General features: G+C 56.0%; 20 protein-coding genes, 1 tRNA gene and 1 pseudogene. 10 read left to right on the top strand and 12 right to left on the bottom strand.

The window, feature by feature from the left end:
• Positions 1–18: 18 nt before the first annotated feature.
• The 5 genes from DHN12_RS11060 to DHN12_RS11040 all read right to left on the bottom strand — a co-directional run bounded on the left by DHN12_RS11060 (position 19) and on the right by DHN12_RS11040 (position 5,557).
• Positions 19–1,704 (bottom strand): Na/Pi cotransporter family protein, encoded by a 1,686-nt coding sequence (locus tag DHN12_RS11060; protein WP_108860254.1) that lies wholly within the window; start codon positions 1,702–1,704, stop codon positions 19–21.
• 148 nt (positions 1,705–1,852) lie between these two features.
• Positions 1,853–2,887 carry a TRAP transporter substrate-binding protein gene (locus DHN12_RS11055; RefSeq protein WP_058274157.1) on the bottom strand — a complete coding sequence of 345 codons (1,035 nt, stop codon included), beginning with the start codon at positions 2,885–2,887 and terminating at the stop codon, positions 1,853–1,855.
• Positions 2,888–2,937: 50 nt separating this feature from the next.
• Positions 2,938–4,257, bottom strand: coding sequence for a TRAP transporter large permease subunit (locus tag DHN12_RS11050; protein WP_108860253.1), 1,320 nt, complete (start codon positions 4,255–4,257; stop codon positions 2,938–2,940).
• Entirely contained in the window at positions 4,254–4,838 is a 585-nt protein-coding gene (locus DHN12_RS11045; protein ID WP_108860252.1) for a TRAP transporter small permease subunit, read from the bottom strand. Before DHN12_RS11045 ends, DHN12_RS11050 begins: the two co-directional genes overlap by 4 nt.
• Positions 4,835–5,557, bottom strand: coding sequence for an N-formylglutamate amidohydrolase (locus tag DHN12_RS11040; protein ID WP_234416625.1), 723 nt, complete (start codon positions 5,555–5,557; stop codon positions 4,835–4,837). Before DHN12_RS11040 ends, DHN12_RS11045 begins: the two co-directional genes overlap by 4 nt.
• Positions 5,558–5,726: 169 nt before the next feature.
• Between DHN12_RS11040 and DHN12_RS11035 the strand changes: the two genes are divergently transcribed.
• Together DHN12_RS11035 and DHN12_RS11030 are read left to right on the top strand one after the other, a co-directional pair.
• Positions 5,727–6,614, top strand: a complete 888-nt coding sequence (locus DHN12_RS11035) for a MurR/RpiR family transcriptional regulator (protein WP_108860251.1) — start codon at positions 5,727–5,729, stop codon at positions 6,612–6,614.
• Between the two features lie 78 nt (positions 6,615–6,692).
• A pseudogene (locus DHN12_RS11030) lies at positions 6,693–7,448 on the top strand (hypothetical protein); the annotation flags it as partial.
• A 7-nt stretch (positions 7,449–7,455) separates the two neighbouring features.
• Here DHN12_RS11030 and DHN12_RS11025 read toward each other — a convergent pair.
• Positions 7,456–8,130, bottom strand: a complete 675-nt coding sequence (locus DHN12_RS11025; protein WP_108860250.1) for a TIGR04283 family arsenosugar biosynthesis glycosyltransferase — start codon at positions 8,128–8,130, stop codon at positions 7,456–7,458.
• A gap of 74 nt (positions 8,131–8,204) precedes the next feature.
• Here DHN12_RS11025 and DHN12_RS11020 point away from each other — a divergent pair, with 74 nt between their 5' ends.
• Together DHN12_RS11020 and DHN12_RS11015 are read left to right on the top strand one after the other, a co-directional pair.
• Positions 8,205–8,942 (top strand): folate-binding protein YgfZ, encoded by a 738-nt coding sequence (locus DHN12_RS11020; protein WP_108860249.1) that lies wholly within the window; start codon positions 8,205–8,207, stop codon positions 8,940–8,942.
• A gap of 106 nt (positions 8,943–9,048) precedes the next feature.
• Complete coding sequence (locus tag DHN12_RS11015; RefSeq protein WP_108860248.1) at positions 9,049–9,993, top strand: ABC transporter transmembrane domain-containing protein; 945 nt, start codon at positions 9,049–9,051, stop codon at positions 9,991–9,993.
• 58 nt (positions 9,994–10,051) lie between these two features.
• Here the strand turns inward: DHN12_RS11015 and efp are convergent, their stop codons facing one another.
• Positions 10,052–10,615 (bottom strand): elongation factor P, encoded by a 564-nt coding sequence (gene efp / locus DHN12_RS11010; RefSeq protein WP_108860247.1) that lies wholly within the window; start codon positions 10,613–10,615, stop codon positions 10,052–10,054.
• Positions 10,616–10,833: 218 nt separating this feature from the next.
• Here efp and DHN12_RS11005 point away from each other — a divergent pair, with 218 nt between their 5' ends.
• Positions 10,834–11,154, top strand: coding sequence for a DUF6280 family protein (locus DHN12_RS11005; RefSeq protein ID WP_008757056.1), 321 nt, complete (start codon positions 10,834–10,836; stop codon positions 11,152–11,154).
• Between the two features lie 67 nt (positions 11,155–11,221).
• Here DHN12_RS11005 and DHN12_RS25155 read toward each other — a convergent pair whose 3' ends face one another.
• On the bottom strand, positions 11,222–11,530 hold the full coding sequence (locus DHN12_RS25155) for a hypothetical protein (RefSeq protein ID WP_306418403.1): 309 nt from the start codon (positions 11,528–11,530) through the stop codon (positions 11,222–11,224).
• 320 nt (positions 11,531–11,850) lie between these two features.
• Between DHN12_RS25155 and DHN12_RS10995 the strand changes: the two genes are divergently transcribed.
• The gene (locus tag DHN12_RS10995; RefSeq protein ID WP_108860246.1) at positions 11,851–13,308 is read left to right on the top strand and encodes a cobyric acid synthase; all 1,458 of its coding nucleotides are present in this window, start codon (positions 11,851–11,853) and stop codon (positions 13,306–13,308) included.
• 3 nt (positions 13,309–13,311) lie between these two features.
• On the opposite strand, the gene DHN12_RS10990 is transcribed toward DHN12_RS10995, so the two are convergent.
• The 3 genes from DHN12_RS10990 to DHN12_RS10980 all read right to left on the bottom strand — a co-directional run bounded on the left by DHN12_RS10990 (position 13,312) and on the right by DHN12_RS10980 (position 16,318).
• Positions 13,312–14,076, bottom strand: coding sequence for a hypothetical protein (locus DHN12_RS10990; RefSeq protein ID WP_108860245.1), 765 nt, complete (start codon positions 14,074–14,076; stop codon positions 13,312–13,314).
• Positions 14,077–14,150: 74 nt separating this feature from the next.
• Complete coding sequence (locus DHN12_RS10985; RefSeq protein WP_108860244.1) at positions 14,151–15,569, bottom strand: TolC family outer membrane protein; 1,419 nt, start codon at positions 15,567–15,569, stop codon at positions 14,151–14,153.
• A 95-nt stretch (positions 15,570–15,664) separates the two neighbouring features.
• The gene (locus tag DHN12_RS10980) at positions 15,665–16,318 is read right to left on the bottom strand and encodes a protein-L-isoaspartate O-methyltransferase (protein WP_108860426.1); all 654 of its coding nucleotides are present in this window, start codon (positions 16,316–16,318) and stop codon (positions 15,665–15,667) included.
• 227 nt (positions 16,319–16,545) lie between these two features.
• Here DHN12_RS10980 and DHN12_RS10975 point away from each other — a divergent pair.
• Together DHN12_RS10975 and DHN12_RS10970 are read left to right on the top strand one after the other, a co-directional pair.
• Positions 16,546–16,619 (top strand) — tRNA-Cys (locus DHN12_RS10975).
• A 67-nt stretch (positions 16,620–16,686) separates the two neighbouring features.
• On the top strand, positions 16,687–18,273 hold the full coding sequence (locus DHN12_RS10970) for a site-specific integrase (RefSeq protein WP_108860243.1): 1,587 nt from the start codon (positions 16,687–16,689) through the stop codon (positions 18,271–18,273).
• Positions 18,274–18,443: 170 nt separating this feature from the next.
• Here the strand turns inward: DHN12_RS10970 and DHN12_RS10965 are convergent, their stop codons facing one another.
• Positions 18,444–19,610, bottom strand: a complete 1,167-nt coding sequence (locus tag DHN12_RS10965) for a hypothetical protein (RefSeq protein ID WP_108860242.1) — start codon at positions 19,608–19,610, stop codon at positions 18,444–18,446.
• 434 nt (positions 19,611–20,044) lie between these two features.
• On the opposite strand from DHN12_RS10965, the gene DHN12_RS10960 reads away from it, so the two are divergent.
• The gene (locus DHN12_RS10960; protein ID WP_108860241.1) at positions 20,045–25,372 is read left to right on the top strand and encodes a type ISP restriction/modification enzyme; all 5,328 of its coding nucleotides are present in this window, start codon (positions 20,045–20,047) and stop codon (positions 25,370–25,372) included.
• Positions 25,369–25,998 carry a hypothetical protein gene (locus DHN12_RS10955; RefSeq protein WP_108860240.1) on the top strand — a complete coding sequence of 210 codons (630 nt, stop codon included), beginning with the start codon at positions 25,369–25,371 and terminating at the stop codon, positions 25,996–25,998. Before DHN12_RS10960 ends, DHN12_RS10955 begins: the two co-directional genes overlap by 4 nt.
• The last annotated feature ends 229 nt before the right edge of the window (positions 25,999–26,227 follow it).

Below are 26,227 nucleotides of genomic sequence, written 5' to 3'. Positions count from 1 at the left end.
GGTTTCGCTTACCCGCCATCACTCATCGTTGGCTTCTTTTTCCATTTCCATCACCAGGCGCGTTTCCAGAACCTGACCACTTTTGTAGAGGATCGGATAGGCGATGGCGGCGATATGCCCATGCAGATCACGCATTGAACGTAGCGTTTCCAGATGCAGATCGGAGGACTGGAAGCTCTCAGTCTGACCGCGTTCCAATCGTTTGAGGTGCGCCTTGCGGCTATTGCGGGACATCCGCTTGACCTCGGCCTTGTCCAACACCAGCCGGCGGGCACAATCCATGTCGTCCACCAACAGCACGTGACGCGCCAGCGAGAAACTTTCCAGAATCGCCGCGTGCAAATCCTTCAGCTCTTTCCAGCCCTGCGCCGAGAATTCAGAACGTTCGGTATGCTTGATTTGCGCTGTCCGGGTCATCCGGTTCGAGACGACATCGCCCGCAGCTTCAAGACGGATGGCATATTCGACCAACCCTCGTGCGGCTTTGATCTGCCCTTTGCTCATATTCTGCCGCGGCATGCGCGCGACGAAACGGCGGATCTCGGTCAGTTGCGTATTCACCCGCTCATCCTGCTGCCAAAGCGCGGAAATCGCGTCGCTGTCATCCTGTTCGTAGATATCCAAAACGGGGCGGAACATACGCTCAACCTGCGTGATCATCTGCAACAGCTCGTGACGCACCGAGGACATCGCAACGCTCGCCCTTTCGCCGCTGGGGTCCCCCAGCGGTGTCAGCGCATCCGAGAACTGATCCAGCGCATTGGCTTCGGCTTTTGGCTCCGCCATCAGAACGGCCATCGGCTGTTCCATCCTGTTCACGAAGCCTGTGGCTAGCAAGAACACCGCCAAATTGAATCCGATATGTGCAAAAATCAGAGACTGCGCCGGGCTCGTCACCAATAGCGCCTCGTGCAACCCGCCAACGTTCACGACGATCAGCATTACCAGCGCCGCGCTTCCCCGCAATAAGAGGTTGGCCAGCGGGATACGCCGGGCCGAGACGGTCATATCGCGCGTCAGCCACATTGGAATAAAGGCCGAACCCAGATTTGCTCCCAGCACCAGCGACAACCCGGCGGCAAAGGGAATTGCACCGATCTGAACCAAGGCCACGCACATCAGGATCGTCGCGACCGAGCTGTGCATGACAAAGGCCAGCACCGCACCAACGATAAAGGCGCTGAAATAGTCGGTCTCAAGATACCCTGCGATTGCGGGCAAAAACGCGCTTTCGCGGATCGGCTCAACTGCTTCGCGCAGGAACTGAAGCGAAATCAGGATGAAGGCGACGCCCAGAACGATCCGCCCCATTAGCCGAACATTCGACCGTTCGGATTTCAGATACAGCCAGCCGCCCAAGGCCAGCAATGCGGGTTGAAGCCAGCCCAGGTCATAGGACAGAACCTGAATGACCAGCGCGGCGCCCAGATCGGCACCCAGCACACCTGCCAGCGCCATCCCAAACGTCACCATTCCCGCCGCAGCGAAACCTGTCAGCAAGACCGTTACCGCGGCCGAGCTTTGCAGGATGGTGGCCAGAACCATGCCTGCCCCACCTGCAACAAAGCTGTTGGAGTGGCGCGTCAGGATCGACTGGAACAGCGCACCAAAACGCCGTTCGATACCGGTACGAACCAAACGCACGGCAAATAGCAGCAACATGGTTGCGGCAAAAATCTCAATCAAAAAGCTCGCGATAGCCATATGTTCACACCTCGTCTGACCGGTGCGCACAAATGTGCTTCCGGTTTTGTTTTTCTATTCTTGGAACAGACGAGAGCATAAATGGTGTCGCTTATTGATGTCCAATCCCGACGCACGGGGTGCCCCACGCGTCGGGAAGAAGGGTTTCTTAGGTGTAACGATAGGGCCGACCAGCCTTTAGCATCTCGGCGTTGTAACGCTTGAAGATGTCGACAACTTTCGCTTTGGTCTCGGACTCGGCTGCAACTTCGTCCCAGAACTTCACGGCGGCTTCCTCAACGGTTACCCATTCTTCGTCCGGGATAGAGGTCAATTGCATCTTCGTGCCGTTGACGCGCAGGTTGGCCTCACCCCCCCAATACCACCACTGACGGTAGTAATGTGACTGATCACAGCAGACCTTGAACAGGGTCTGCAGGTCTTCGGGCAGCTCATTCCAGCGATCCATGTTGGCAAAGAAGTGACCCGCCCAGGCGCCCGACACGTTGTTGGTCAGGAAATAGTTGGTCACATCGGCCCAGCCGACGGTGTAGTCTTCGGTGATGCCCGACCAAGCGATGCCATCCAGTTCACCGGTCTGAACCGCGACCTCGATGTCTTCCCATGGCAGGGTAACCGGCACGACGCCAAACTGCGACAGGAAGCGACCCGCCGTTGGGAATGTGAAGATGCGTTTGCCCTTCATATCCGCCAGCGAGTTGATCGGGTCCTTGGTCGCAAAGTGGCACGGGTCCCATGCGCCAGCGCTGATGTGTTTGACCCCGACTTTTGAGTACTCCTCATCCCAGATCTCGTTCAGACCCCACTGGTTGAACAACACGGGCACGTCCAGTGAATACCGCGAGGCGAACGGGAAATAGCCACCGAAAACAGTTACTTCGGTAGGCGATGCCATCGAGTCGTCGTCCGACTGAACCGCGTCGATGGTGCCTTTCTGCATCGCCCGGAACAGCTCTCCCGTGGGAACCAACTGATCAGCATAGAACAGCTCGATCTGCATCCGGTCACCGGCGATCTGGTTAAACATCTTGATCGCGGGATCAATCACATGCTCAGCCAGCGCAGGACCTGCATAAGTCTGCATCCGCCATGTGATCGTGTTCTGCGCCAAGGCAGGCGTCGCCAGTGGTGCGGCAGCAACGCCAACCCCAGCGGTTTTCAGAAACTTACGTCTTGTCGTCATGTCAATTCCTCTCCGTTAAAGTTTCTGTGCCCGTTCACCGAGCATTCTTGTTAATTTCCATAGACATACCCGGGCAACCACAGAGCGATTTCCGGGAAAATCATGATGATTGTCAGCGCCATCACCATCACCGCGACAAAAGGAAAGATCGAACCATAGATGTCCCGTAGGGTGATCTCGGGCGGGGCCATCGCGCGCATCAGGAACAGGTTATAGCCGAAGGGCGGCGTCATATAGGCGATCTGCGTCGTGATCGTATAAAGCACCCCGTACCAGATCAGATCAAAGCCCAACTCGCCGACCAGCGGGACATAAAGTGGTGCGACGATGACCAGCATTGCCGTGTCATCGAGGAACGTGCCCATGACGATAAAGCTTAGCTGCATCAAAATCAGGATCATCCAGGGCGACAAGCCCAGTTGATCAGTGAACAGATTGTCGATGGCTTTCACCGCGCCGAGACCGTCAAATACGGCCCCAAAGCCCAGCGCGGCCAGAATGATCCACATGAACATGCAGGAAATGGCCAACGTCTGCTTGGTGCAGTCTTCGAAAATCTTCCAGGTCATGCGGCGCTTGATGACGGACACAGCCAGAGCGGTCAGCGCTCCGATGGCCGAGCTTTCGACCAGCGAGGTCCAACCATTCACAAACGGTACCATCATCGCCGCGAAGATGATCAGCGGCAGCGCCCCTGCCCCCAGCAGCCGGATTTTCTCGGCCCACGGCACCTCATGCGCGTCTTCCATTGCGGGTCCCAGCTCGGGCTGAATGCGGCAGCGGATCCAAATATACAGGATAAACATCGCGGCCATCAGCAGGCCTGGGATGATACCGGCCAGCCACAATTGCCCAACAGGCTGGCGCGCGATCATCGCATAGAGGACCAGAACCACCGAAGGTGGCACCAAAATGCCAAGACTAGAACCCGCCTGAATGACCCCGGTCACCATCGTCTTGTCGTAACCGCGCCGAAGCAGCTCCGGCAGCGCAATGGTCGCACCAATGGCCATACCCGCAACGCTGAGGCCGTTCATGGCCGAGACAAGCACCATCAACCCGATGGTGCCGATAGCCAGACCGCCATTGATGGGGCCCATCCAGACGTGGAACATCTTGTACAGGTCATCCGCCAGCCGGCTTTCGCTGAGCACATAGCCCATGAAGATAAACATCGGCAGCGTCAGCAGCGGATACCATTTCATCAGCTTCATCGCGGCCGAGAACGTGATGTCCTGCCCGCCTGTGCCCCAAAGCGCCAGCGCTGCAATGGTAGCCACCGCGCCAATCGCGCCAAAGACCCGCTGACCTGTGAACAGCATCAGCATCATCAATGCGAACATGAAGATGGCGATATATTCCTGGCTCATGCCCGCACGACCCCGATTTCCTGCCCGTTGATCCGGGCTATGTCTTTGAAGAATTCCGATATCGCCTGCAGCAGCATCAGGAAGAAGCCGAACACCATGATGGTTTTTACCGGCCAAATATACGGCCGCCACGCTGTTGATGAGCGTTCAAGCCGGCCAATTTCCTCACTGCCTGTCAACAGTCCGAAAAAGTAGAAGACCGGTTCATCGCCCCAATAGCCAAGGCTGTAGGCCGTCGACCCAAGCCCGCCATAAAACAATACCCCTAGGTAGAAGATCAGCAGCAGAACGGTGAAGGCATCGAACCAGGCTTTCCGGTGCGGGCTCCAGTTGTGATAAAACAGGTCCATGCGGACGTTCGATCCCAACTGGATCGAATACGGTCCGCCCATAATGTAATAGGTCACCATCGCGAACTGCGCCATTTCCAGCGTCCAATGCGATGGCACGAAAAACGTCTTCGAGATCGAGGACCACAGCAGGATGCCCATCATCACGAACAGGCCCCACATCATGACCCGTCCGATCCGGTAGTTGACCGCATCGACGATCCGGACATATGACGCCATCGCCTTGATCACGCCGCGCCCCCTTTTTGAAACTCTGCAAGGGTCCGCGCGGTCCATGACGCCAGGCAATCGGCCATCGCCTCTTGCTGCTCGGACGTTTGTATCAGGTCATTGCGGATCTCGATCATGACGTTCAACAGCCCTTTCGGCAGGGCTTGCGCGTCAAGGGTATGGGCGACCCCGTCCGCCGCCGAATACGGCTCATTCAAGCGAGTCTCATAGGTTTGGTCGGCGGGTACTGTCGTCATCATTGCCTGGGCGAACCGGTCATCCACCCCGTGTAATATACCCAGTTCCACCTCACGCGTCTGACCATGGTAGACTGGTGTAAAGCTGTGGACCGTCACCATAAGTTCAAGCGTATCACCGTTTTGAGAGATCAGTTCAGACAGCGCCCTGCTGAAGGGCCGGTAGATGCTCTCAATCCTGCTTTCGCGCTCTTCCTCGGACAGATCGACATTCGCTGGGATTTGATAGTCCTCGCTGCGCGCCGGCATGGCCCCGGCAGCTTCGGGCGGGCGATTGCAGTCATAGACCAGCCGGGACACCCCGCCATACACCAGCGTTGCCGACAGGCGTGCTGCCATCAGCTTGGCCACAGCCAATGCCCCCGGATCCCACGCGATGTGGCTTTGAAGCGCGCCCACGGGCAATCCCATATCCCCCAAAAACGCGGGAATGCGACTGGACGCGTGTTCGCAGACCAGCATTACCGAAAGGGGACCATCCACTGTGTCCGTGAGAACGACTGTTCCGAAGTCCAAAATACCGCCTTGCGATTCCAATTAAGATGCGTGTGGAAAAATTTCCACAAGAGACCTTAACCTGTCAATATTTTTCCTGAATAAATTTCACCACTCTTGATCTTGCCGAAAAATTATTCACACTAAGATCGAAAAGATGCAGGAGGAACGCCGCGTGCGGGTGACGGACAGGCTGCTGGCCCACAAAGACAAGATGACCCCATCCGAGCGGCAACTGGTCAGTGTATTGCTGGACGACTACCCCATGGCTGGCCTTGGCAGCATCACCGAGCTGGCCAGCACCGCCTCAGTTTCGACCACGACCGTCGCGCGGATGCTGCAGAAAACCGGCTTTGACGGCTATCCGCAGTTTCAGGCCGCCCTGCGGGGTGAGGTGAAAGAGATGATCTCGGGGCCGGTCGCCAAGCGTGACCTATGGCAGAACGACCTGCCCGAAGAACACATCCTGAACCGGTATTCCCAACAGACTCTCGCCAATCAGAAACGCACGATTGATGAGGTCGACCCCGGTGAATTCGACAGCTTCTGCAATCTGTTATGTGACCCCAACAGGCGCATTTTCATTACCGGCGGCCGCATCACCGGTACGCTGGCACAATATCTGTACCTGCACCTGCAGATGATCCGCCCGGATGTCCGACTGCTGCCCGTTGCGGCATCGTGGACGCATGACTTGCTGGACATACGCAAAGATGATGTGCTGGTGACGCTGGATGTTCGCCGATATGAGAACGCATCCCTGCTGATTGGCCAGCTGTGCCATGAACGCGAGGCTGAAATTGTTCTGTTCACCGATCAGTGGCGCTCACCCATTCATCGGCTGGCCAAACACACATTTGCTGCACGCATTGCCGTGCCGTCCGCGTGGGACTCCATGGCGGCCATTCTGGTTCTGATGGAATGCGTCATCGCCGAAGTACAGGAACGGCTGTGGGATTCGGTTAAAGAGCGCACGGATGAGCTGGAACAAGCTTTTGACCGCACCAAACTGTTCCGGAAATTCGGTCAAAGCTCGGGCTCATAACGGCTTTTTCCCACCCAAACAGAACAACTGAGCGTGAGGAGTGTTGCCAGCCGCATGGCAGGCCGTCACTTTGAAGGCATGAGTTTCGTGACCCAAAACCAACTGCCGCTTTTGATCCTGTTCTTTCTGATTGGATTAATTGGCACTGCCTTTCTTTTCCGTAAACCCGCCGGGCATCGCGCCTGGAAACTCGCGGACCTCGTCTGGGTTGTACTGGGTGGCGTTGGCGCGCTGGTCGCGGTTTTGGCCGGGCTTTATACTTCGGATAGCTCGCGACTGGACCGCCAGATAGACGTCGCTTATGCCGCCGGGCTAGCCTTTGACCGTGATGCCGCGCGGTTCCGGCTGCGGTTCTGCGACCCGGCCTTCGACCCGGATACCGAAGTGTTGTGCGAAAAGGTCGAATTCCTGTCGGCCTCAACCGCCAGCAATGCCGACCTGCCATTGTTCATCGCAGTCACAAATGAGGTCGCGCCGCTACAGGGGTTGCATTTTTTGTTTGGCAGTCAGGCAAAAGACGAACAGGACGAAATGCGCGCAATGGCCGACAAGGCTGATGCGTTCAACATCGATCAGTTCCTAGTCTTTACCACGTTGGACGACGTAACACAGGCCGCGATCGACAACATGCGCCGCAAAGTCCCCGCGATTGCCGGAGATTATCTGATCCTGGCGCAAAGCTATGATGATCTGGTGGAACAGGTCGGCAAGTTGAAGGACGAATGGGAATATCTGCAAGACAATGCGCACATACTAGTGCTGCAGATCATCGCGCTATGTCTGGTCAGTTTCGCGGCGCCTTTCCGGCTGGGCAAATCCGTGGTCGAGCTGCGCGCGTCGCTCAGAGCCGATAGTCCTGTGCCAACTTCGCAGGATCTGCCCCCAGAAAATACCGCGTCAGAGTCCACAGGTTCCGCCCTCCCCGACGCAACCAGCCCGCACGCTCATAGCGATCCGCGCTCGTAACTGCCCGGCTGGGCAGCAAAGTGATGCCACGCAGGCTGCGGACCAAAGCGACGTCCTCCATCAAGGGTTGATCAGGAAAGCCCCCCGCCTTTCGATACATCTCACTCGGGACCAACAGGCCCTGATCGCCATAAGGCAGGCCAAAAAGACGACTGCGCAGATTGGCCCAGCCCGCCACCCATGTCGGCGCAAAGCCTGACGCCCGAAACGCCAGACGAAACGCCGCCGGGGTTCCGGTGCCAAGGTGGTCGCCTACGGCCTTGCTCCACCCCGCTTGCAATACAGTGTCGGCATGCAGGACCAACAGCCAGTCCCCTTTGGCTGCGGCGCATCCTCGGGCCAATTGCCCCCCGCGCGAAGGCGGCCCGGCCACGATCTCAGCCCCGGCCTCATCTGCAATCTTTATCGTCTGATCAGCCGACCCCCCGTCCGAGACGATCAATTCGCGGATCAGCCCCGCATGCAGGCCTTCCATCAAGGCCGCAAGGGTCGCGGGAAGGTTCCCGTCCGAATTCAGGGTCGGGATAACGATGCTAATCGGCGCAGTCACGGCGGAAACCCTCTGGTCATGGCAGCGGAAACCCCTATATCACGAGGTCCGAGGAAAAGACGAGGACAAACCAGATGCCCAACCGCCGTATATTGCGCCTGAGCGGCTCGGACACCGACAGCTTTCTTCAAGGGTTGATCACCAACGATATTGCCGGGTTGGACAATGGGCTGGTCTACGCGGCCCTGCTGACCCCCCAAGGTAAGTATCTGGCGGACTTCTTCCTTAAGCGCGAGGGTGACGCGGTTTTGCTGGATGTTGCCGAAGTCCTTGCCGATGGATTTGCCAAACGGTTGGGCATGTACAAGCTACGCGCAGATGTCAGCATCGAAGATAGCGGCCTGAACCTGCAGCGCGGTACTGGCCCTGCCACCGAGGGTGCCCTGCCCGACCCAAGGCACCCGGATATGGGCTGGCGGACCTATACAACGGACTCGGAAAGCGAAGACGGCACCGATTGGGATGCTATCCGCGTGCGACACTGCATTCCGGAAACCGGAATCGAACTGACCCCCGACAGCTATATCCTTGAGGCCGGGTTCGAGGCGCTGAACGGCGTGGACTTCAAAAAAGGCTGTTATGTCGGGCAAGAAGTCACCGCGCGGATGAAACACAAGACCGAGCTGCGCAAAGGCTTGCGTGGCGTCAACGTCAGCGGCTCAGCAGCGGTTGGAACCCCGATTATGTCGGGCGGAAAAGCGGCAGGTACATTGTTTACCCAATCCAATGGCCGCGGGATCGCCTATTTGCGATTGGACCGCGTGGGTAACGACATGCAGGCCGGTGACGCCACCATACAGTTGGACACTTAACGTGTTGCCGAACCGGCACGGCTGAGCAACCGACTGAATTGGTGTGGTTTGAACATAGCCAACCGCGCTGTCACACTGGTTTGAATTCAGCAATCCGGATGCACGTATGTTCCAGCTATACAGGGCAATCTGGCGCGCCAGCGCCGGACGGCAGATCATCCTCATCGTTCTGTCCATTGCGATCGCGGGTCTGGCTGCAGTTCCGCTGGAGTTTCAGCGCGACATCATCAACCACCTAACCTCAGCCGACGTAAGCACGGACAGGCTGATCTATCTGGGTGCCGGAATGATGTCCGTCATCCTGCTCAGCCTCTCCCTAAAGTGGCTTTTGAGCTATCGCGCGGGAACGTTGGGCGAAGATCTGATCCGCATGATCCGCCAAAGGCTGCTGCTGCGCGCCTCGGATATCAATGTCTCGGGCGAAACGATGCGCAAGGGCACGATGACCACGGCGATTTCAGCCGAGGCAGAAGAGTTGGGGAAATTCGCGGGCGGCGCTTTCTCGGACCCGGTCGTTCAGATCGGCACGTTGATCAGTGTGATCGGCTATATCTCGTCAACGCAACCGGGGCTGGGCATGATCGCCTTTTCGATGATCGTGCCGCAGATCATCATCGTGCTGGTATCCCAACGCAAGGTGAACGTGTTTGTCGCCGAACGTGTCCGGATATTACGCGGAGCCAACGATAAGCTGAATGTCGAGCGGATCAACGAAATCGCGCGCGAGGTTGAGGCGCAGTTCGACGAGATCTACGAAACACGGCGCAAGATGTTCATCTGGAAGCTTTCGGCCAAGTTTCTGCTCAGCATCATAAACGGAGCCGGAACGGTCGGCGTCCTGATGTTGGGCGGCTATTTGGTTTTGAACGGGAAAACAGATGTCGGCACTGTGGTCGCCGCCACAAGCGGCCTCAGCCGCATTCAAGGCCCCACGGCATTCCTGATCGCCTTCTACCGGCAGGTCAGCGCCAATCGCATCAAGTATGAACTGATGCTTGAACTGTTTGGCCCCAACCCCGAACGGTATCGCCAAATCAGACGGGGCAGCTGACAAATAAACCGCGCGGCACGGGTCCACGCGGTTTTTCTCTACTCTGGCAAACGCGTGGTTAGGCGCGTTCGGAATAATCCATGGTTTCGGTGTTCACCACGATCATTTCATCCTGACCGACAAATGGCGGCACCATGACTTTGACACCGTTGTCCAGAATGGCCGGCTTGAACGAATTCGCCGCGGTCTGACCTTTGACTACAGGCTCAGTCTCAACGATCTTGCAGGTCACTTTCTGAGGCACTGTGGCGTTCAGAGCCTCGCTTTCATAAAATTCGACGACAATTGTCATGCCGTCCTGCAGAAACGGGCGGCGTTCGCCTAGCAGTTCTGCAGGCAGTTCGATCTGCTCATACGTCTCGGAATCCATGAAAACCAGCATGCCATCAGATTCGTACAGAAACTGCTGATCTTTCTGCTCAAGACGCACGCGTTCCACTTTGTCAGCCGAGCGGAACCGCTCGTTCAGCTTCGAGCCATTGCGCAGATTGCGCAGTTCGACCTGCGCAAAAGCGCCGCCTTTACCTGGCTTTACGTGGTCAACTTTGATTGCGGCCCATAGCCCGCCGTTATGCTCAAGCACATTTCCGGGGCGAATTTCGTTCCCATTTATCTTGGGCATGACTTAAATCCTTCACAAACGGTTGATGCGTCAGTTCCCGCTCCTATATCTGGCGGGAACACACCTGACAAGATGACGAGACCTAGTGCTGCACCTGCAGCAAGCTATGCAAATGACGCAACGCAACTATGCATTTTAAGTGTATCCGAATCGCACTTAATCGGTCATAAGAACCGTCACGCCGAAAATGCAAGAGCAAGAACAACAAGGAAGACGAGATGAGAGATTTCGTTGACGGCACTGCCTTTAACAACGAGCAAGGCAATCGTGCACGCAAACTTTTCGCGGCTGTCGTACTGGCTGCGCTGGATGACGCTATTGCCGATGACAAAAAATATGGCAATGGCCCGGAACAAATCGCCCGGTGGGCGCGCTCTCGTGATGGTCGCGAGGTCCTGTCCTGCGCGGGTATCGACCCGAATGAGCGCGTTGTTGGCGGACTGATGGAGTTCGTTGGACGTGGTGTCCGCACCTCGGTTGCGCTGTCGCGTGAAGAAAGCGAACGTCGCAACGCGGCCCAACAAGCAGAAGCCGCCTGATCCAAGGCGACTTTCGCATGAAAAAGCGCGCTCCCTAGCTGGGAGCGCGCTTTTCTTATGCCATCAGTCAAAAGAACAACAACCACTGCCGCGCGACCCATAGCTCGGCCATCAGCAGCACGGCAAAGAACGCTTTCGCCCAGATGGGCATGCCGCGACGCCACAAAATGGCGTAACACGCGACACAAAGCACGGCTGAAACGGGCGCCACCCATAAGGCGTGATGCGTGCTGTCCCAATAACTGACGGGGCTGTGAAACACCCAATTGCTGAATGGCCAGAACTGCGGCCGCCCATCTCCGGCATGCAGCAGAAAATCCATCGAAAGATGCAGCAAACCCGCGGACACCCCAACGGTCCAGACTTTCCAGTGCATCCATACCCCGAAAAGCACGGCACCCCCCCAAAGGACAAAGGAATTGTCGATCGCAAACACGGTCTGCCAAACGTCGGAAAAAAAAGTTGGTTGAAGACCACGCTCGGGGGAATCCCAAGCACGTAAAGGGACGTGCCCGCCATCAGGTAAAGCGACAGGTCCGGCAATAGCGAACCCAACAGAGCGGCCCACAGGATACGTCCCTGGGCTGGGCGGGCAAAGGCGGCAGCTCCGATCAAAAGATGCGCTGGCGTGTTCAACTTTGGCTTTTCCTTTGCCCGCAAATCAGGTCATCTGCGCGTCAACATAGGAGACAGGCCATGGTTCGGTCCATCATGATTCAGGGCACCGGCAGCAATGTCGGGAAATCGGTTCTAGTGGCCGGTCTGGCGCGGGCCTTCACCCGGCGTGGGTTACGTGTTGCACCCTTCAAACCACAGAACATGTCGAACAATGCCGCCGTCACCGAAAATGGCGGCGAGATCGGGCGCGCGCAGGCCCTGCAAGCGCTGGCGGCGCGGCGTGCGACGCATACGGACATGAACCCGATTCTGCTGAAACCGGAAACCGACACTGGCGCTCAGATCATCGTTCAGGGCCAACGTGCCGGCACGATGAAAGCAGGCGATTACCGCAAGGATAAATCTAAACTGCTGGGCGCAGCGCTTGAAAGTTTTGACCGCTTGTGCAGCGACGCAGATCTGGTCCTGATCGAAGGTGCGGGCAGCCCGGCTGAAACCAACCTGCGCAAGGGTGACATCGCCAATATGGGATTTGCGCGCGCTGCAGGCGTACCCGTTATTCTGGTAGGTGACATTCACCGCGGGGGGGTCATTGCCCAGATCGTGGGCACCCAGGCGGTATTGGATACAGGCGATCTTGAGATGATCCGAGGCTTTGCGGTCAATCGCTTCAAAGGCGACGTATCCCTTTTCGACGAAGGTCGCGATGAAATCGCTGCACGTACCGGATGGCCCTGTCTGGGCGTCGTTCCCTGGTTCCATGATGCGTGGAAACTGCCAGCCGAGGATATGATGGATATCCGGTCCCACTCTGGCGGGGCCTGCAAGGTGGTTGTTCCGCAGTTGGAACGCATGGCAAATTTTGACGACCTCGACCCTTTGTCTGCCGAACCCGGTGTCTCGGTCGAGATTGTGCCGGCAGGACGCCCCCTGCCCGGTGATGCCGATTTGGTACTGCTGCCCGGCAGCAAATCCACCATCGGCGATCTGGCTTACTTCCGGGCGCAGGGCTGGGACATCGACCTATATGCCCACGTCCGCCGGGGAGGCCATGTTCTGGGCCTGTGCGGCGGCTATCAAATGCTGGGCAAGACAATCGCTGATCCGGATGGCGTCGACGGACAACCAGGGACTGTCGAAGGGTTGGGCCTGCTGGATGTTGAAACCGTGATGGCAGGGAAGAAACAGGTAACACTCACTTCGGCCCGCGCCCTTGGCGGAGGAGAACCGGTTTCAGGCTACGAAATCCACATGGGCCGTACCGAAGGCCCTGATTGCGCCCGCGCTTGGCTAGAGGTCGAGGGGCGGCCAGAAGGTGCCGCAAACGCCTCCGGTAGAATCCGCGGCAGTTACCTGCACGGTATCTTCAGTTCGGATGCATTCCGCGCGTCTTACCTGTCGCAGCTGGGCGTGACCTCGGACTTGACCTATGAAGACGGGGTCGAAGAGACGCTGGACGCGCTGGCGGATCACCTTGAACAGAATATGGATCTGGACCGCCTGCTGGCGCTTGCAGAAACGCCCCAAAGGGCCTGAGCGCTACTCGAGGTCCTGCTCGGCCAGGGCCTTGTAGATTTCGCGCCGAACCATCTTGCGGACGTTGCGGGTGATGCGTTCACCCAAAACACCCTGCAATTCTTCACGAACAACTTCGGCGATCATTTTGCGCAATGCGTCTTCGCTTATGCCAGCTATCGCAGAATCTTCCGCTGCTGCTTCGACAGGGTGAGCAGGTGGTGCTGTGATCACCTCGGGGTCGCGAATGAAAGTTGCCTTGGTCGTTGCCACAGCTTCTTTAGCCTTTGCCTGAGTGGGTTCGGCTTTCTTTCCCCCGGTATCCGAAAATTCTTTGCGTGCGCTGAATTCGAGGGCTTTCGCCGGAGTACCGGAGTACTCGTCTTCGCTGTCGCCGTCCGGCTCCCACTGGTCCTCAGTGCGTGCAATCGCCGCCTCTAGGGCTTCGATCTTTGCGCTCAGGCTGTTGGTCGGGTTTTTGGGCGGCTCTGGCGCGGCTTGTTCTTTGTTGGCGGGATCTTCACGATTTACGATGTCGCACGCGCGCAAAAGCATCGGCTTGACCGACGCGTCGGCCGTGTAGCCTGCTTTGGCTTCGGCTTCAATCTCCGGGCTGTCTTGAATGCTGGACGTTCCGCCGACTCGCAATGCATCAGTAAGCACCAATCGCCCGGGCTTGCGGGCGATTGAAGGCGTCGGCTCTGAGGTTTGTTCACCTCTTTCACTGACCAGCCGTTTGATCGAGGACAGCACGTCCTCTACTCTGCCGTTCACGACTTTTTCCGTCATTGTTCTCTACCGCTCTATCCTCAGGATTGAGTGTAGCCAAACAAGCCGGGCGTCACAACAGATAGTATTGGCCCTTAGTCGCGGCGCAGTGCCTTGAGAACGCGATCCAGGTCCTTGCTTTGTCTGCTGACCTGAGCCGGCGCTTTCTTGACTAGGTTGTAATACAGCGTCGGATCATAGATCTGCACCGCCAGTCCCAGACGTTCGGCGGTCAACAGGCCCTGTGCTTGCAACAGCTGGTAAGCCGCACGCGAACGCTCGATACGCGATGCGACCTCGGCTAGCTGCGCATCCAGCAAATCCTGCTGGGCGTTCAAAACGTCCAGCGTGGTCCGTGCACCCAGAGTGGCCTCTTCGCGGATACCGTCAAACGCCACTTTCGATGCGCGAACCCGTTCGCTCGACGCCCGCAAACTTGCAGATGCCGCTTGGAAACGGGCATAGGCTTCGGTCACACCCTGAGTGATATCTTTTTGCACATTCAAGAGGTTGGCACGCGATGCATCCCGTGTGGCCATGGCGCGGCGCACGCTTGCGGCCAATCGGCCACCGGCATAAATCGGCTGGTTGAAATTCAACGAAACAGTGCCGTCTCTGGTGTTGTCGTCGTTGTCATAGCTCTCGGTGATACCGGCATCGGCATTCAGGCTGACATTCGGACCCAGGTTGGCGCGCTGCTGCGCCACAATCAGGTCGAAGGCACGCACCTGGTGCTGAGCCGAAAGAATGGCCGGGTGATTACGCTGCGCAAGGCTGACGGCCTGCGGTTCCGAGTTTGGCAGATTTGGCAGGCTCGGTTGACCCGCCGTGCGTCCGGGCGATTTGCCAACGGCATTCACATATTCCGCCTGCGCCGTGTCGAGGTTACCGCGCGCAACAGCCAGATCAGCTTGAGAGCTTGCAAGCTGGGCTTGTGACAGCGCAACGTCCGTACGCGTGACTTCGCCTACATCGAACCGGTCCTGCGATGCGCGCAGTTCTTCGGCCGACACGTCGACGTTGTTCAGGCGGATCTGTACGGTTTCTTCCTGCAAAAGAACTTCGAGATAAGCATTGGCACCGCGGAACAGAACCTGTTGTTCGATATCAACTAGGGTCTGCCTGGTCGACAGCACCGTTTCTTGCGCCGATTGTTTGCCCAGAACGGCAGCCCCACCATCGTAGAGCAGTTGGCTGAGGGTCAGCCCTGTGAAGAAGTTGTTCGGGTCGGGTCTTGTCACCACATTGTTGATTTCGCGACGCGTGTAGTCGTGGCTAATTGCAACCGTCCAGTTGATGATCGGTCGAAGCGCCGACAACGCGATTGCCACGTCTTCGTCTGCTGCACGCAACAAGGCGCGGTTCTGTTCCAGCAAACCGCTGCTGTTGTAAGCGCCAATGAATGCGTCAGTTATATTGTCAGCCCAAACGGCCCGTCCCGGCGCAAAGCTAAGTACGACCCCCGCAGTCAGCGCCAGCGCTTTGACCAGCTTCCCTCCCGCCATAGAACCCATAACGAAATCCTCTCAAATCGAAATTACCCTGCTCTGCCTATAGTTTGCGCGTTTGCGTTAAACTAATCAAGGCGGCAGAAAAATCAGCTATCAAACTATAGCGAAAATACACGATTCTTGGAAAATGTCTGCAAAATCGGTGCATTGGCGTTAAACGCATCCCGCCAGGTCACACGATCCCCTGATTTATGACCGATACGGACGATCCCCAGCGCACCTTGGACAAAAAGGCAGGCAATTCGCCCATGATCCTTAAGCTGTGCGATCAAAGCAACCGGAACCTGTTCAACACCGCCCTGGATCATGATCACGTCATAAGGCCCATGTTCGGGGGCACCTAGCTCAAGCGGGCCGACATGGACAATCGCGTTGTCTGCCTCCGCCTCAATCAGGATGGACTGGGATTCGGTCGCAAGGCTCTCGTCTTCCTCTACGGCGACAACCAGCTGTGCCATGCGCGCAGCGACAGCGGTCGAATACCCCAAGGCCGGAGCAATATCCAAAACCGACTCGTCGTTGGAGATGTTCAATATGTCCAGCATCTTAGCCAGGGTCCGCGGCTCTAGCATGCAGCGCCCGTCACCCAGCTCGATCAATCCCTCGACATAGGCGGCCTCGCGCTGCGCATCCGGCACGAAATTCTCGCGCTTGACGGTCAGCATCGCGTCTATGATGGGAAACTTAGTGACATCAGAAGGACGTATCTGCGTATCGACCATCGTCCGGCGGCGGGCTGCGAAATCTGTCATTGGATCGCTCATCTTGCTCCCTTGGGTGATTGAGTTCTGCCACATCCTTGAAAAACCGGCAACGGCTCAGACACGGAAACTTTCCAATCTTCACAAGATACAACGTCGCAACCGAAGACTAAGTTTGCACCCGGCCCTGAAATTTGCGCTCCCCCCTCTGGACGCTCCTGTCGAAAGCTGCTAAAACGCCGGTCACACCACGGCAAGTATTTGATTTTACTTGAAAAGGCGAGTTGGCGGAGTGGTGACGCAGCGGATTGCAAATCCGTGTACACCGGTTCGATTCCGGTACTCGCCTCCATTTTATTCTAAATCATTGACTTAGCCGTGTGGTGCTCGGGTGTGACACAAAGTGGGACACACCTACGATGATGCTGTCATCTTATCTAAGCCTTTCAAGACATGGCGTTTACTACTTCCGCTGGCCTATCCCTCCCTCTACAGAGCAAAAGCGGGCGACCGTAAGAATATCGTTGCGTACCCGCTGCCCGCGCAGGGCTGGTGATCTGGCGCGATTTCTATCATCTTGCGGCCGATTAATACCGGATCAAGAAAACGTGGCACGGCTAAGACAAGACCAAATCAGATCAATGGTGCAACGGTACTTTAAGGCTTCGCTGGACAAGTACTTGGAGCGGCTGAACGACAAAGGCTTTCCAGAAAAAGCCGTCAGTGCAATGCAGCAAGAGATTGAAATCCATGAGAACGCGGCTGAGGGCGAGGACCTACTGTCCGACCTCTATCTCGACAGCGATGCGTTTTGCAAAGCCTCTGACATAGATTCTCAGGACTGGGAGGACAACGCGCTGGACCTTCGCCGCGAAATGCGAAAAGGGCGTAGGGACATGCTGAGACGCGTTCTGGAGGCGGTAGAACGCCTTGAACACTATTCTTATGATGATGCCCCAGCCGTGGCTATCTCGCAGCCTGCAAAGGTCCTCCCCGCCTCTTCGCCAATAGGCACCGCGATAGATGACTTCATCGCGGAACATTCGCGTCAGTGGGCGGAAAAAACAGTCGGACAGAACCGAGCATACCTGAATATTCTTGTTGAGTACTTCGGGCCAGAAAGGTTGCTGAGCACGATAGCGAAGCAGGACGCGAACGAAGTCAAAAAGGTTCTGCAAGCCTTACCCTCCAGTCGGAATACTAAGCCTGCACTAAAAAACATGCCGTTGATGGAAGTCATCAAGCTACCGGGCCAGAAGAAGATCGCCCCCAAAACGATCAATAGCCACATACAAATGTTCAAGGGTTTTTTTGATTGGGCTGAACGGCACGGTTATTCACCGCACAGCCTCTTCGATGGCATGAAGGTGGCCAAAGAAAAAAACAGTACGAACCAGCGCAAACCCTTCTCACCTGAGCAAATCCGGTTTTTGTACACCGAACTCACCACAAACCCGTCCGGGCTGGTGCGTAAGGACAGCCACAAGTGGGGGATGCTGCTTGGCATATTCACTGGAGCCCGGCTGAATGAAATATGTCAACTCGGCATCAAGGATGTGCAGCAGGAATGCGGCACGTGGTTCCTCAACATCACAGACGAAGGTGACGACGACAACAAGAGCGTGAAGTCCACAGCAGCGCGACGGAAGGTCCCGGTACACCCAGATTTGATCCGCCTAGGCTTCCTCGACTTCGTGGACAGCCGCCGGAATGGCACCCGGCTATTCCCCGACTACAACTACAACGCCAACGGCGGCTATGGTCGCGCCTTAGGACGCTGGTGCAACGAGAGTTTCCTACCTAAACTGGGCCTCAAGGAGCCCGGATTGGTGTTTCACAGCCTGCGACATACGGTCGTGACGCGACTTGGTCAGGCAAACGTGGCAGAACCAATCATCCAGTGCATTGTGGGACACGCTCGTTCCGGTGTCACACAGGAGGTGTATCTGCGTGAGGGCTATACACTTGATCAGCTTGGCGAGGCCATTAGGCGTCTAAAGGTTTAACCAATCCCGGCGCTCCTTATCGTTACTAGTAATGAGGGAGCGCCGTAGGGCGTGACCGAACAGGTTAATATCCAGATAAATTTTATTAGCCATGAAATAGCGGTGCTATAGCCCAGAAAATTCAATTGCTACATCTATACAGAAAAGATAAAAAATGGCACTGGACCAGCTTATCTGTCTCCCTTGTTAGACCAGAACTTGGACAACCTTCCCTCATGGCCTGTTGGGTGCAGTAAGTCGTTGATGTTCAAACCAATCGGTGTGCTACTCCCTTCAACTGTTTCACCGACACCCACTTCCACTCCGACCTTTCCATCTATGCCGAACTCTGCGTGGAATGCCCTGTTCATCGCGTTGGCCAAATCGTGCTCCAGCCCATGGTGGACGATGAAGCTGTCGTGGACAGGAAGGCAGGCATAACCCATTGCTGCGAACTGCAGCATGACTGCCTCTGCCAGATCACTATCCTTCCGCTGCAACCTAAGTCCCACCCCTGAGCCGAAGTGATGAGAGAACTCTGGGTATTGTGCTACTATGTACTGCTTGAACTCTGGCCAGTCTCGCCCGGTCAGGTCTGATGTGTAGCCCTCAATCTCACTCACACGGCTTACCTTGTCGGCGTTCAGGAGCGCATTGAAAGTGCGTTTCACCAGTTTGCGTTCTGCCTTGTCACCTGCCCTGGACAAACACCGTGCATAGGGGTCGTTAGGTACGTCTAAGTCCGCTTCGGCGTAGAGCATAGCAGCATGTAACCCTGAGTAGTCCACTTCAACTGTGCGCTTGCCATCTATCAGGATGTGCTGCCTCAACCTGCTAGGGCAACTGATCCACCACGCACCATAGAAACGCCCGCCTTGTTGCCAGTCGCTGTTATTGAAGACGCGGTACACGGTGCGTGCGGCAAAGTCGAAGGACTGTGTTGCCTCCTCGTCTCGTGTCCCTCTTAGGTGCGCCATCTCCTCAGCAAGTTGTTCATCACTCAGCGCCAAGTCTGCCCAATGGTTCGTCAACATATCGTTGATGATGCGCAGACGGTCCCGCGCGCCCGTGGCAAAGGCATTGTCGCCGTACTCGACAAGGGCTTTATCATTATCCTTTAAGCGTATGCCTTCCGCGCTCTGGTGCCTGCGTAGGTCCACTACGTTGGTCCCTGTCTGCACAAGGCCCATCAATAGTCCCGGTGTCGGCACATACCGCGCTGTTCGACTGCTATTACCTGCAGGATCATGCCAATATGCGGTACTCTGCTCCACAAGCCCTGCCCCCTGTAGTGCGTTCATCGCGTCAATGAACGTGCGGGCCGAGATGAAGCTGGCACCATATCGGGACGTGCTCATGTTCTGCAGGTACGTTGTACCCGCCCCTATACCGACTTCAAGCGTCGGGTCGCTTAGGTGTGCCCTATACAGGTCAATGACGATGGACTTAATGGAAGCTTCATAACGCGCCTGTGCTTCTCGCCTCCGTCGACGTTGACCTTCCTTTCTGACAGATAGGCCTGCGCATAGGCTGTTTAGATACGTATTGAGTGTTGGGTTGTCTGTCGTCCACTGTGGGTCAAAAGGTCGAGCATTCACGGCTATGTATCTATCTTCTTTAAATTGAGCTTCACTTCGGTTGAGGGTTCCGTGTATTTGATCATGCGCCTAAGGTGCAATTAACTAAGAACGAGGGCAGACCTACGATCATGGCCGGAAGTTCCGACGGTGCCTCCCATGCTAAAACGTACAGGACCCCAAACAGCAACAATCTTAGAATGGGGTAACGGCAAGTGCTTCTTAATGACATTTTGAAAGAGTATCGGGCTTCCGCGCGAACCGAACGCGAAAAAGGCGACTATTTTGAGCGCCTTGTACGCGTCTTCTTGGAAAACGACGACACGCAACGCCAGTACTACTCCAAAGTTGAGACGTTTGCTGATTGGGCCACCTCCCAAGGCTGGAGCAACGCAGATACCGGAATCGACCTCGTAGGGACTCTATCGGATGGGTCCGGCTACGCAGCTATCCAGTGCAAATTCTATGCGCCCAGTCAGAGTATTCAAAAACCGGATATCGACAGCTTCATATCCGCAGCGTCCAATGATCTGTTTACGCGGCTGGTCATTGCGGACACGACACACAAAGAACTAGGTCGTAACGCGCAGGAAACACTGGATAAGCTCTCCAAAGCATGGAACCGGATCAGTGTCGCCGAACTTGAAGCAAGCCGGATTGATTGGTCTCGGTTCATCCGCACAGGAACTGTCAGCCTTGCGCCGAAGAAACAGCTCCGCGACCACCAAAGGGACGCGCTCCGAGAAGTCGTGGCAGGTCTCGAAACCGCTGATCGCGGCAAACTAATCATGGCTTGCGGGACAGGCAAGACGTTCACAGGGCTGCGTATAGCCGAAACTCTGGCCGGTAAGGGAAAGCGGGTCCTGTTCATGGTCCCCTCGCTAGCATTGATGTCCCAAACCGTCAGAGAATGGAAAAACGACAGTAAGGAAGAGTTAACGGCTTTTTCCGCCTGCTCTGATACCAAGGTTGGGCGTAGAGCTGATGCAGACAGTCTTGATCTAAATGTGCATGATCTGGCATTCCCTGCGACGACTGACCCGGAGAAAATCGCCCGTCAGGTCCTGTCAGCGCCGTCAGATCTGATGACGGTGGTCTTCTCCACTTACCATTCGATTGACGTTCTAACACGCGCCCAGAAAAACTACGATTTGCCTGAGTTCGATCTGGTGATTTGTGATGAGGCACATCGGACGACGGGCGTAACGCTAAAAGACGAAGACGACAGCAACTTCGTCCGGATTCATGACAACGCCTATGTCGCGGCAAAGAAGCGTCTCTACATGACCGCGACACCGCGCATCTTCGCAGACACTGCGAAACGCAAAGCAGACGATTATGAAGCAAAAATTGCATCGATGGATGACGAAGCCGATTTCGGAAAGGACCTGTTCCACCGTGGCTTTGGTTGGGCTGTCGAGAACCAACTCCTGACCGATTACAAAGTCGTCGTGCTTGCCGTTGATCAGCAATTGGTATCGGACACGATCCAGAACCGTCTCAAAGACGGTGCTGAGCTAACGATGGATGACGCGACGAAGATCATCGGGTGTTACAAGGCCCTGACGAAAAGCGACCTTGTCAAGGACTTGGAGTTTGACCCGCGCCCCATGAAACGCGCACTGGCCTTCTGCCAGAGCATTAGGAAATCCGAGATCATCGAAGACGAATTCACGCAGGTGGTCGACGAATACGTTGGCAATGACCTGATCGACGACGACCACCATCTAAGCACCGAAGTCCGCCACATCGACGGCAGCTACAACGCCAGCTCGCGTGAGGAAATGCTGAACTGGCTCAAGGCCGACGCAGGCGACAACACATGTCGCATCCTAACCAACGCTAAGGTACTCTCTGAGGGAGTCGACGTGCCCGCTCTGGATGCCATTATGTTCATGCACCCCCGCAAGAGCCAAATCGACGTTGTACAGTCCGTAGGCCGCGTCATGCGGCGCGCAGAGGGCAAGAAGCTGGGCTACGTCATTCTGCCCGTCGCCATACCGCCCAATACGAAGCCTGAGGAGGCTTTGAACGACAATGAGCGATACAAGGTCGTCTGGCAGATCCTCAACGCTCTACGCGCCCACGACGAACGTCTGGACGCCCGAATCAATCAAGCGGAGCTGGGCGAAGATATCAGCGACAAGATTGAGCTGGTCAGCATTTCATCAGAGAGCGAGTTGCGAGAACTGACAGCTGTTGTCGACGACTTCGACACCAACAAGCAAAAACGCAGCAAGCCCGGTTCCGAGATCGGCAAGGAAGGCTCAGCGCCGCAAAGAACTGACGACGTTGACGCGCAGGGCGCATTCGTCTTCGATGAGTTCACACGCGCCATCATGGCGAAGATCGTCGAGAAATGCGGTACCCGCGAATATTGGGACAAATGGGCCAAGGACATCGCGGAGATCGCCCAGACCCACATCACGCGCATCAAGACCATCGTCGCGCAAGAGGGACCGGAGCGCACCGCCTTCCTCGCCTTCCTCGCTGAACTCCAAGACGACCTGAACCCCGAGATCACCGAAGACGAAGCGATTGAGATGCTCGCCCAGCATCTCATCACGAAACCCGTCTTCGACGCGCTTTTCAAAAGCAGTGATTTTACCAAGGAAAACCCAGTCTCCCGCGCAATGGAAATTGTGCTGGATCAGCTTCATCAGCATAACCTGTCCAAGGAATCCGAGAGCCTCGCAAAGTTCTATGCCAGCGTGGAACGGCGCGCGGAGGGGATCGTGACCGCTACCGGGCGACAAGAGTTAATCCTAAAGCTATACGAGAGCTTCTTTAAGGGAGCTTTTGAGAAACTGACGCAGCGCCTTGGCATCGTCTACACCCCCGTCGAAGTGGTCGACTTCATCCTGCATTCGGTCAACGACGTGTTGAGGGCCCAGTTCGGGCAAACGCTGGGGTCTCGAGGCGTCCACATCCTTGACCCGTTCACCGGAACCGGCACCTTCATCACCCGCTTGCTACAATCCGGCCTGATCGCGCCCGAAGAGCTAGAGCACAAATACCAGCATGAGATTCACGCCAATGAGATCGTGCTTCTGGCCTATTACATCGCCGCAGTGAATATTGAGACGGTCTATCACGAACTGGCACAGGGCGCGTTGAGCGACGATGCCTCATATGAGCCGTTCAAGGGCATCCTGCTGACGGATACGTTCCAAATGTACGAGCAGGACCGCGATATGATCGCCAACCTGCTGCCTGACAACTCCGAACGCCGGACTAAACAAAAGGCTCTGGATATCCGCGTGATCGTTGGGAATCCGCCGTATTCCGCGGGGCAGAAAAGCGAAAATGAGAACGCCAAAAACATCGGCTATCCTGCATTAGATGAGCGCATAAGGGAAACCTATGCAGCCGCTTCCAATGCCCAGCTACAGAAGAATCTGTACGACAGTTACATCCGCGCCTTCCGCTGGGCGTCTGATCGGATCGGCGATGCAGGGATCATGGCTTTCGTTTCAGGCAGTGCTTGGATCGAAAGATCGTTCGCTGACGGTATGCGCAAGTGTTTGGCCGAAGAATATACGGACCTGCATGTATTCCACCTGCGAGGTGATATTAGAAAGAACATGCTCTCGAAGGGCGCGGCAAGGGAAGGTCAAAACGTTTTCGGTTCGGGAAGCATGACCGGTATCTCCATCGCACTTTTGGTTAAGAACCCGAATGCGTCGGCACATGGACACATTCATTTTCACGATGTTGGCCCGGACCTGACTACTAGCGAGAAACTGGGGATCATCCGCAATTTCCGATCCATTGATGGCATCACACAGGCCAAGGGCTGGCGACGGATCACGCCGGACGCCAAGAACGATTGGCTAGATCAGGTGGACCCGAGCTTCGACGAGTTTCCAGTGCTGGGCGCGAAGCGTGGCGAAGAAGAGGGACTGTTCGACAATTATTCACAAGGTGTGCTGAGCGCCCGCGATGCGTGGACCTACAACTCCAGCCGCCGCAAATTAGCAAGCGACATGCGCCGCATGATCGACTTCTACAACGCCGAAGTGGGCCGCTACGAAAAGGAAGGGCAGCCCAAGGACGTCGGCAGGTTCGCGGACGATGATGCGCGGAAGATCAGTTGGACGGGCAACTTGAAAGCCGATCTAGGGCGGATGAAGGCGCTGGAGTATCTCGACGGCGCCGTTCGGCCCGCGATCTATCGACCATTCATGCTGCAATGGCAGTATTTTGATCGTCGGCTCAACGAGCGCGTCTATCAAATGCCGCGAATCTTTCCGCAGTCGGAAACGAAGAATTTAGCAATTCAGGTTGCAGGAACAGGGGCGCGGGCCGGGTTCTCAGTGTTAATGTCCGACGCACTGCCCAGCTATGATTTGGTGGAAAAAGGACAGTGTTTCCCGCTCTATCTCTACGAAGAAAACCAACCCGCTGACGGACTCTTCGCCGCTTCGAGCGATCAGGCCAGCGGCCTTACCCGCCACGATGCGATCACCGATAACGGGCTTGCGCATTTCCAAGCTGCCTATCCGGGGCAGGAGATCAGCAAAGAGGATCTGTTCTATTACATCTATGGCCTGTTGCACTCGCCCGACTATCGCGAGCGGTTCAAAAACAACCTTGCCAAACAACTCCCCCGTATTCCGGCGGTTAAAACCTATGATGACTTCGCCGCCTTCGTTGAAGCAGGCCGCGCCCTCGGTGATCTGCACGTGAATTTTGAAAGCGCAGAACCTTACATGGTTACGTTCAAAGAAGGCGACCACCGCCTTATCCCGGAGGCGCAGGACGACCCTGTCGCATTCTACCGGGTCAAGCACACCAAAAAATGGAAGTGGGGCAGCAAAGGCAAGGAAAAGGACCTGACGACGGTCATCTACAACGAGAACATCACGCTCCAGAACATCCCGCAGGAGGCGTATGACTACGTCGTCAATGGCAAGCCCGCTCTGGAATGGGTGATGGAACGGCAGATCGTCAAAACTGACAAAAAGAGCGGCATCGTCAACGATGCTAACGATTACGCGAACGAGACGGTCGGCGACCCCAAGTACCTGCTAGAGCTGTTCCAGCGCGTGATCACCGTTAGCCTAGAGACGATGAAGATCGTGAATAGCCTTCCACCGCTGGACATCGATACCGGCGAGCAAAAAGGCGTGCGCTCAGTGACTGACCTCAAGTCCGCCATAAACAAACATTGGGCAGGCACACCGGCCGCAGAGACGGCTCTACAGATCGTTGAGGCCGTGTCTTGGGGCAAGGTGGTCGCCGGAGAAACTCTGCGCGTCAGCGGCCTTCTCAAGCTCTTGGGACGCAACGAGCTGGAAGAGGACATTGTCGCAGCACTGGCGATCTTGGTTCAATCGGAATACGCGATCTTCAGCGCCTCAGCCGAGTTTGTGGACGACGACGCTGTACGTCACCAACTCAGCTCAGAAGAGTTCCAACGCGCGCTGGATGTCGACACCGTCTTGCATCCAATAACGAACAAGAAAGTCAAGAACGCATCAAAACATGTCATCCCGTTCTTCCAATTAGACAGTGACTTATTTGAGGTGCCCGAAGCATGACCGCCGAACTTGATGCTCTGGCTGTTCTCCGCGCGAAAGTTGCGGGCACGGAAATGGAGTCCGGAATAGACTTTCTGATGGCACAGGATCATGACGCCAGATTGCGTTCTGTGCGAAAATGCGTGGACTTCGCCTGTAATAAGTTGGTCAAACATCGCGAAAAAAAGCAGAAAAAGGACGAAGACGAAGACAGTTTGACGATTCAAGTATGTGATATGCTGACCCATTCTGGGATCAAGGCGACACACAACGCGTCAGTCGGCGGGCATTGTGACATTGTCGTCGAAGAGCGCGACGATTTTCTATGGCTGGCAGAAGCAAAGATTCACAGCAAGTATTCATGGCTGGACAAAGGATTTCAACAATTGTCGACAAGGTACTCGACAGGCAACCCCGGCCAAGACAATGGCGACGTATTGATCTACTGCTTTGTAAAAGACGCGGTGGAGAAACTATCCAAATGGCGCAAAGCGCTTGAAGATAAAAACCCAAACGTCACAACAAGCGAAGGGGAAGTCGGCAACCCTCTGACATTCGAGTCTACACACAAACACGAGTGCTCAGGGTTAAATTTCCACGTTCGCCACAAGGTTGTTTCGCTCTACTGGCGGCCCAAAGACAAGTAGTCAACGACATGAACGCCCAACAACAAATGCCCTTTGAAAGGGGTGTTGAATACACGGATGCTTAAGGTGCCTGATTAGAGATGTAAATTTTCACCACATTTTTTTGGGCCCATATCTAATGTGTTTGGCGTGAAGAATGCCCCCATACCCCCCGCCCCGATGACGGAACTGCTTCAAAGCTCACATTCGGCTTCGTTAGTAGCCTCCGTGCTGACGGAAATTCCAGCGT

Origin of the sequence: Ruegeria sp. Alg231-54 (genome assembly GCF_900143525.1) — a bacterium.
In the GTDB taxonomy this organism is placed as follows: domain Bacteria; phylum Pseudomonadota; class Alphaproteobacteria; order Rhodobacterales; family Rhodobacteraceae; genus Ruegeria.
The sequence above is the reverse complement of the archived record's forward strand: the minus strand, read 5'-3'. Positions and strand labels throughout refer to the sequence as shown.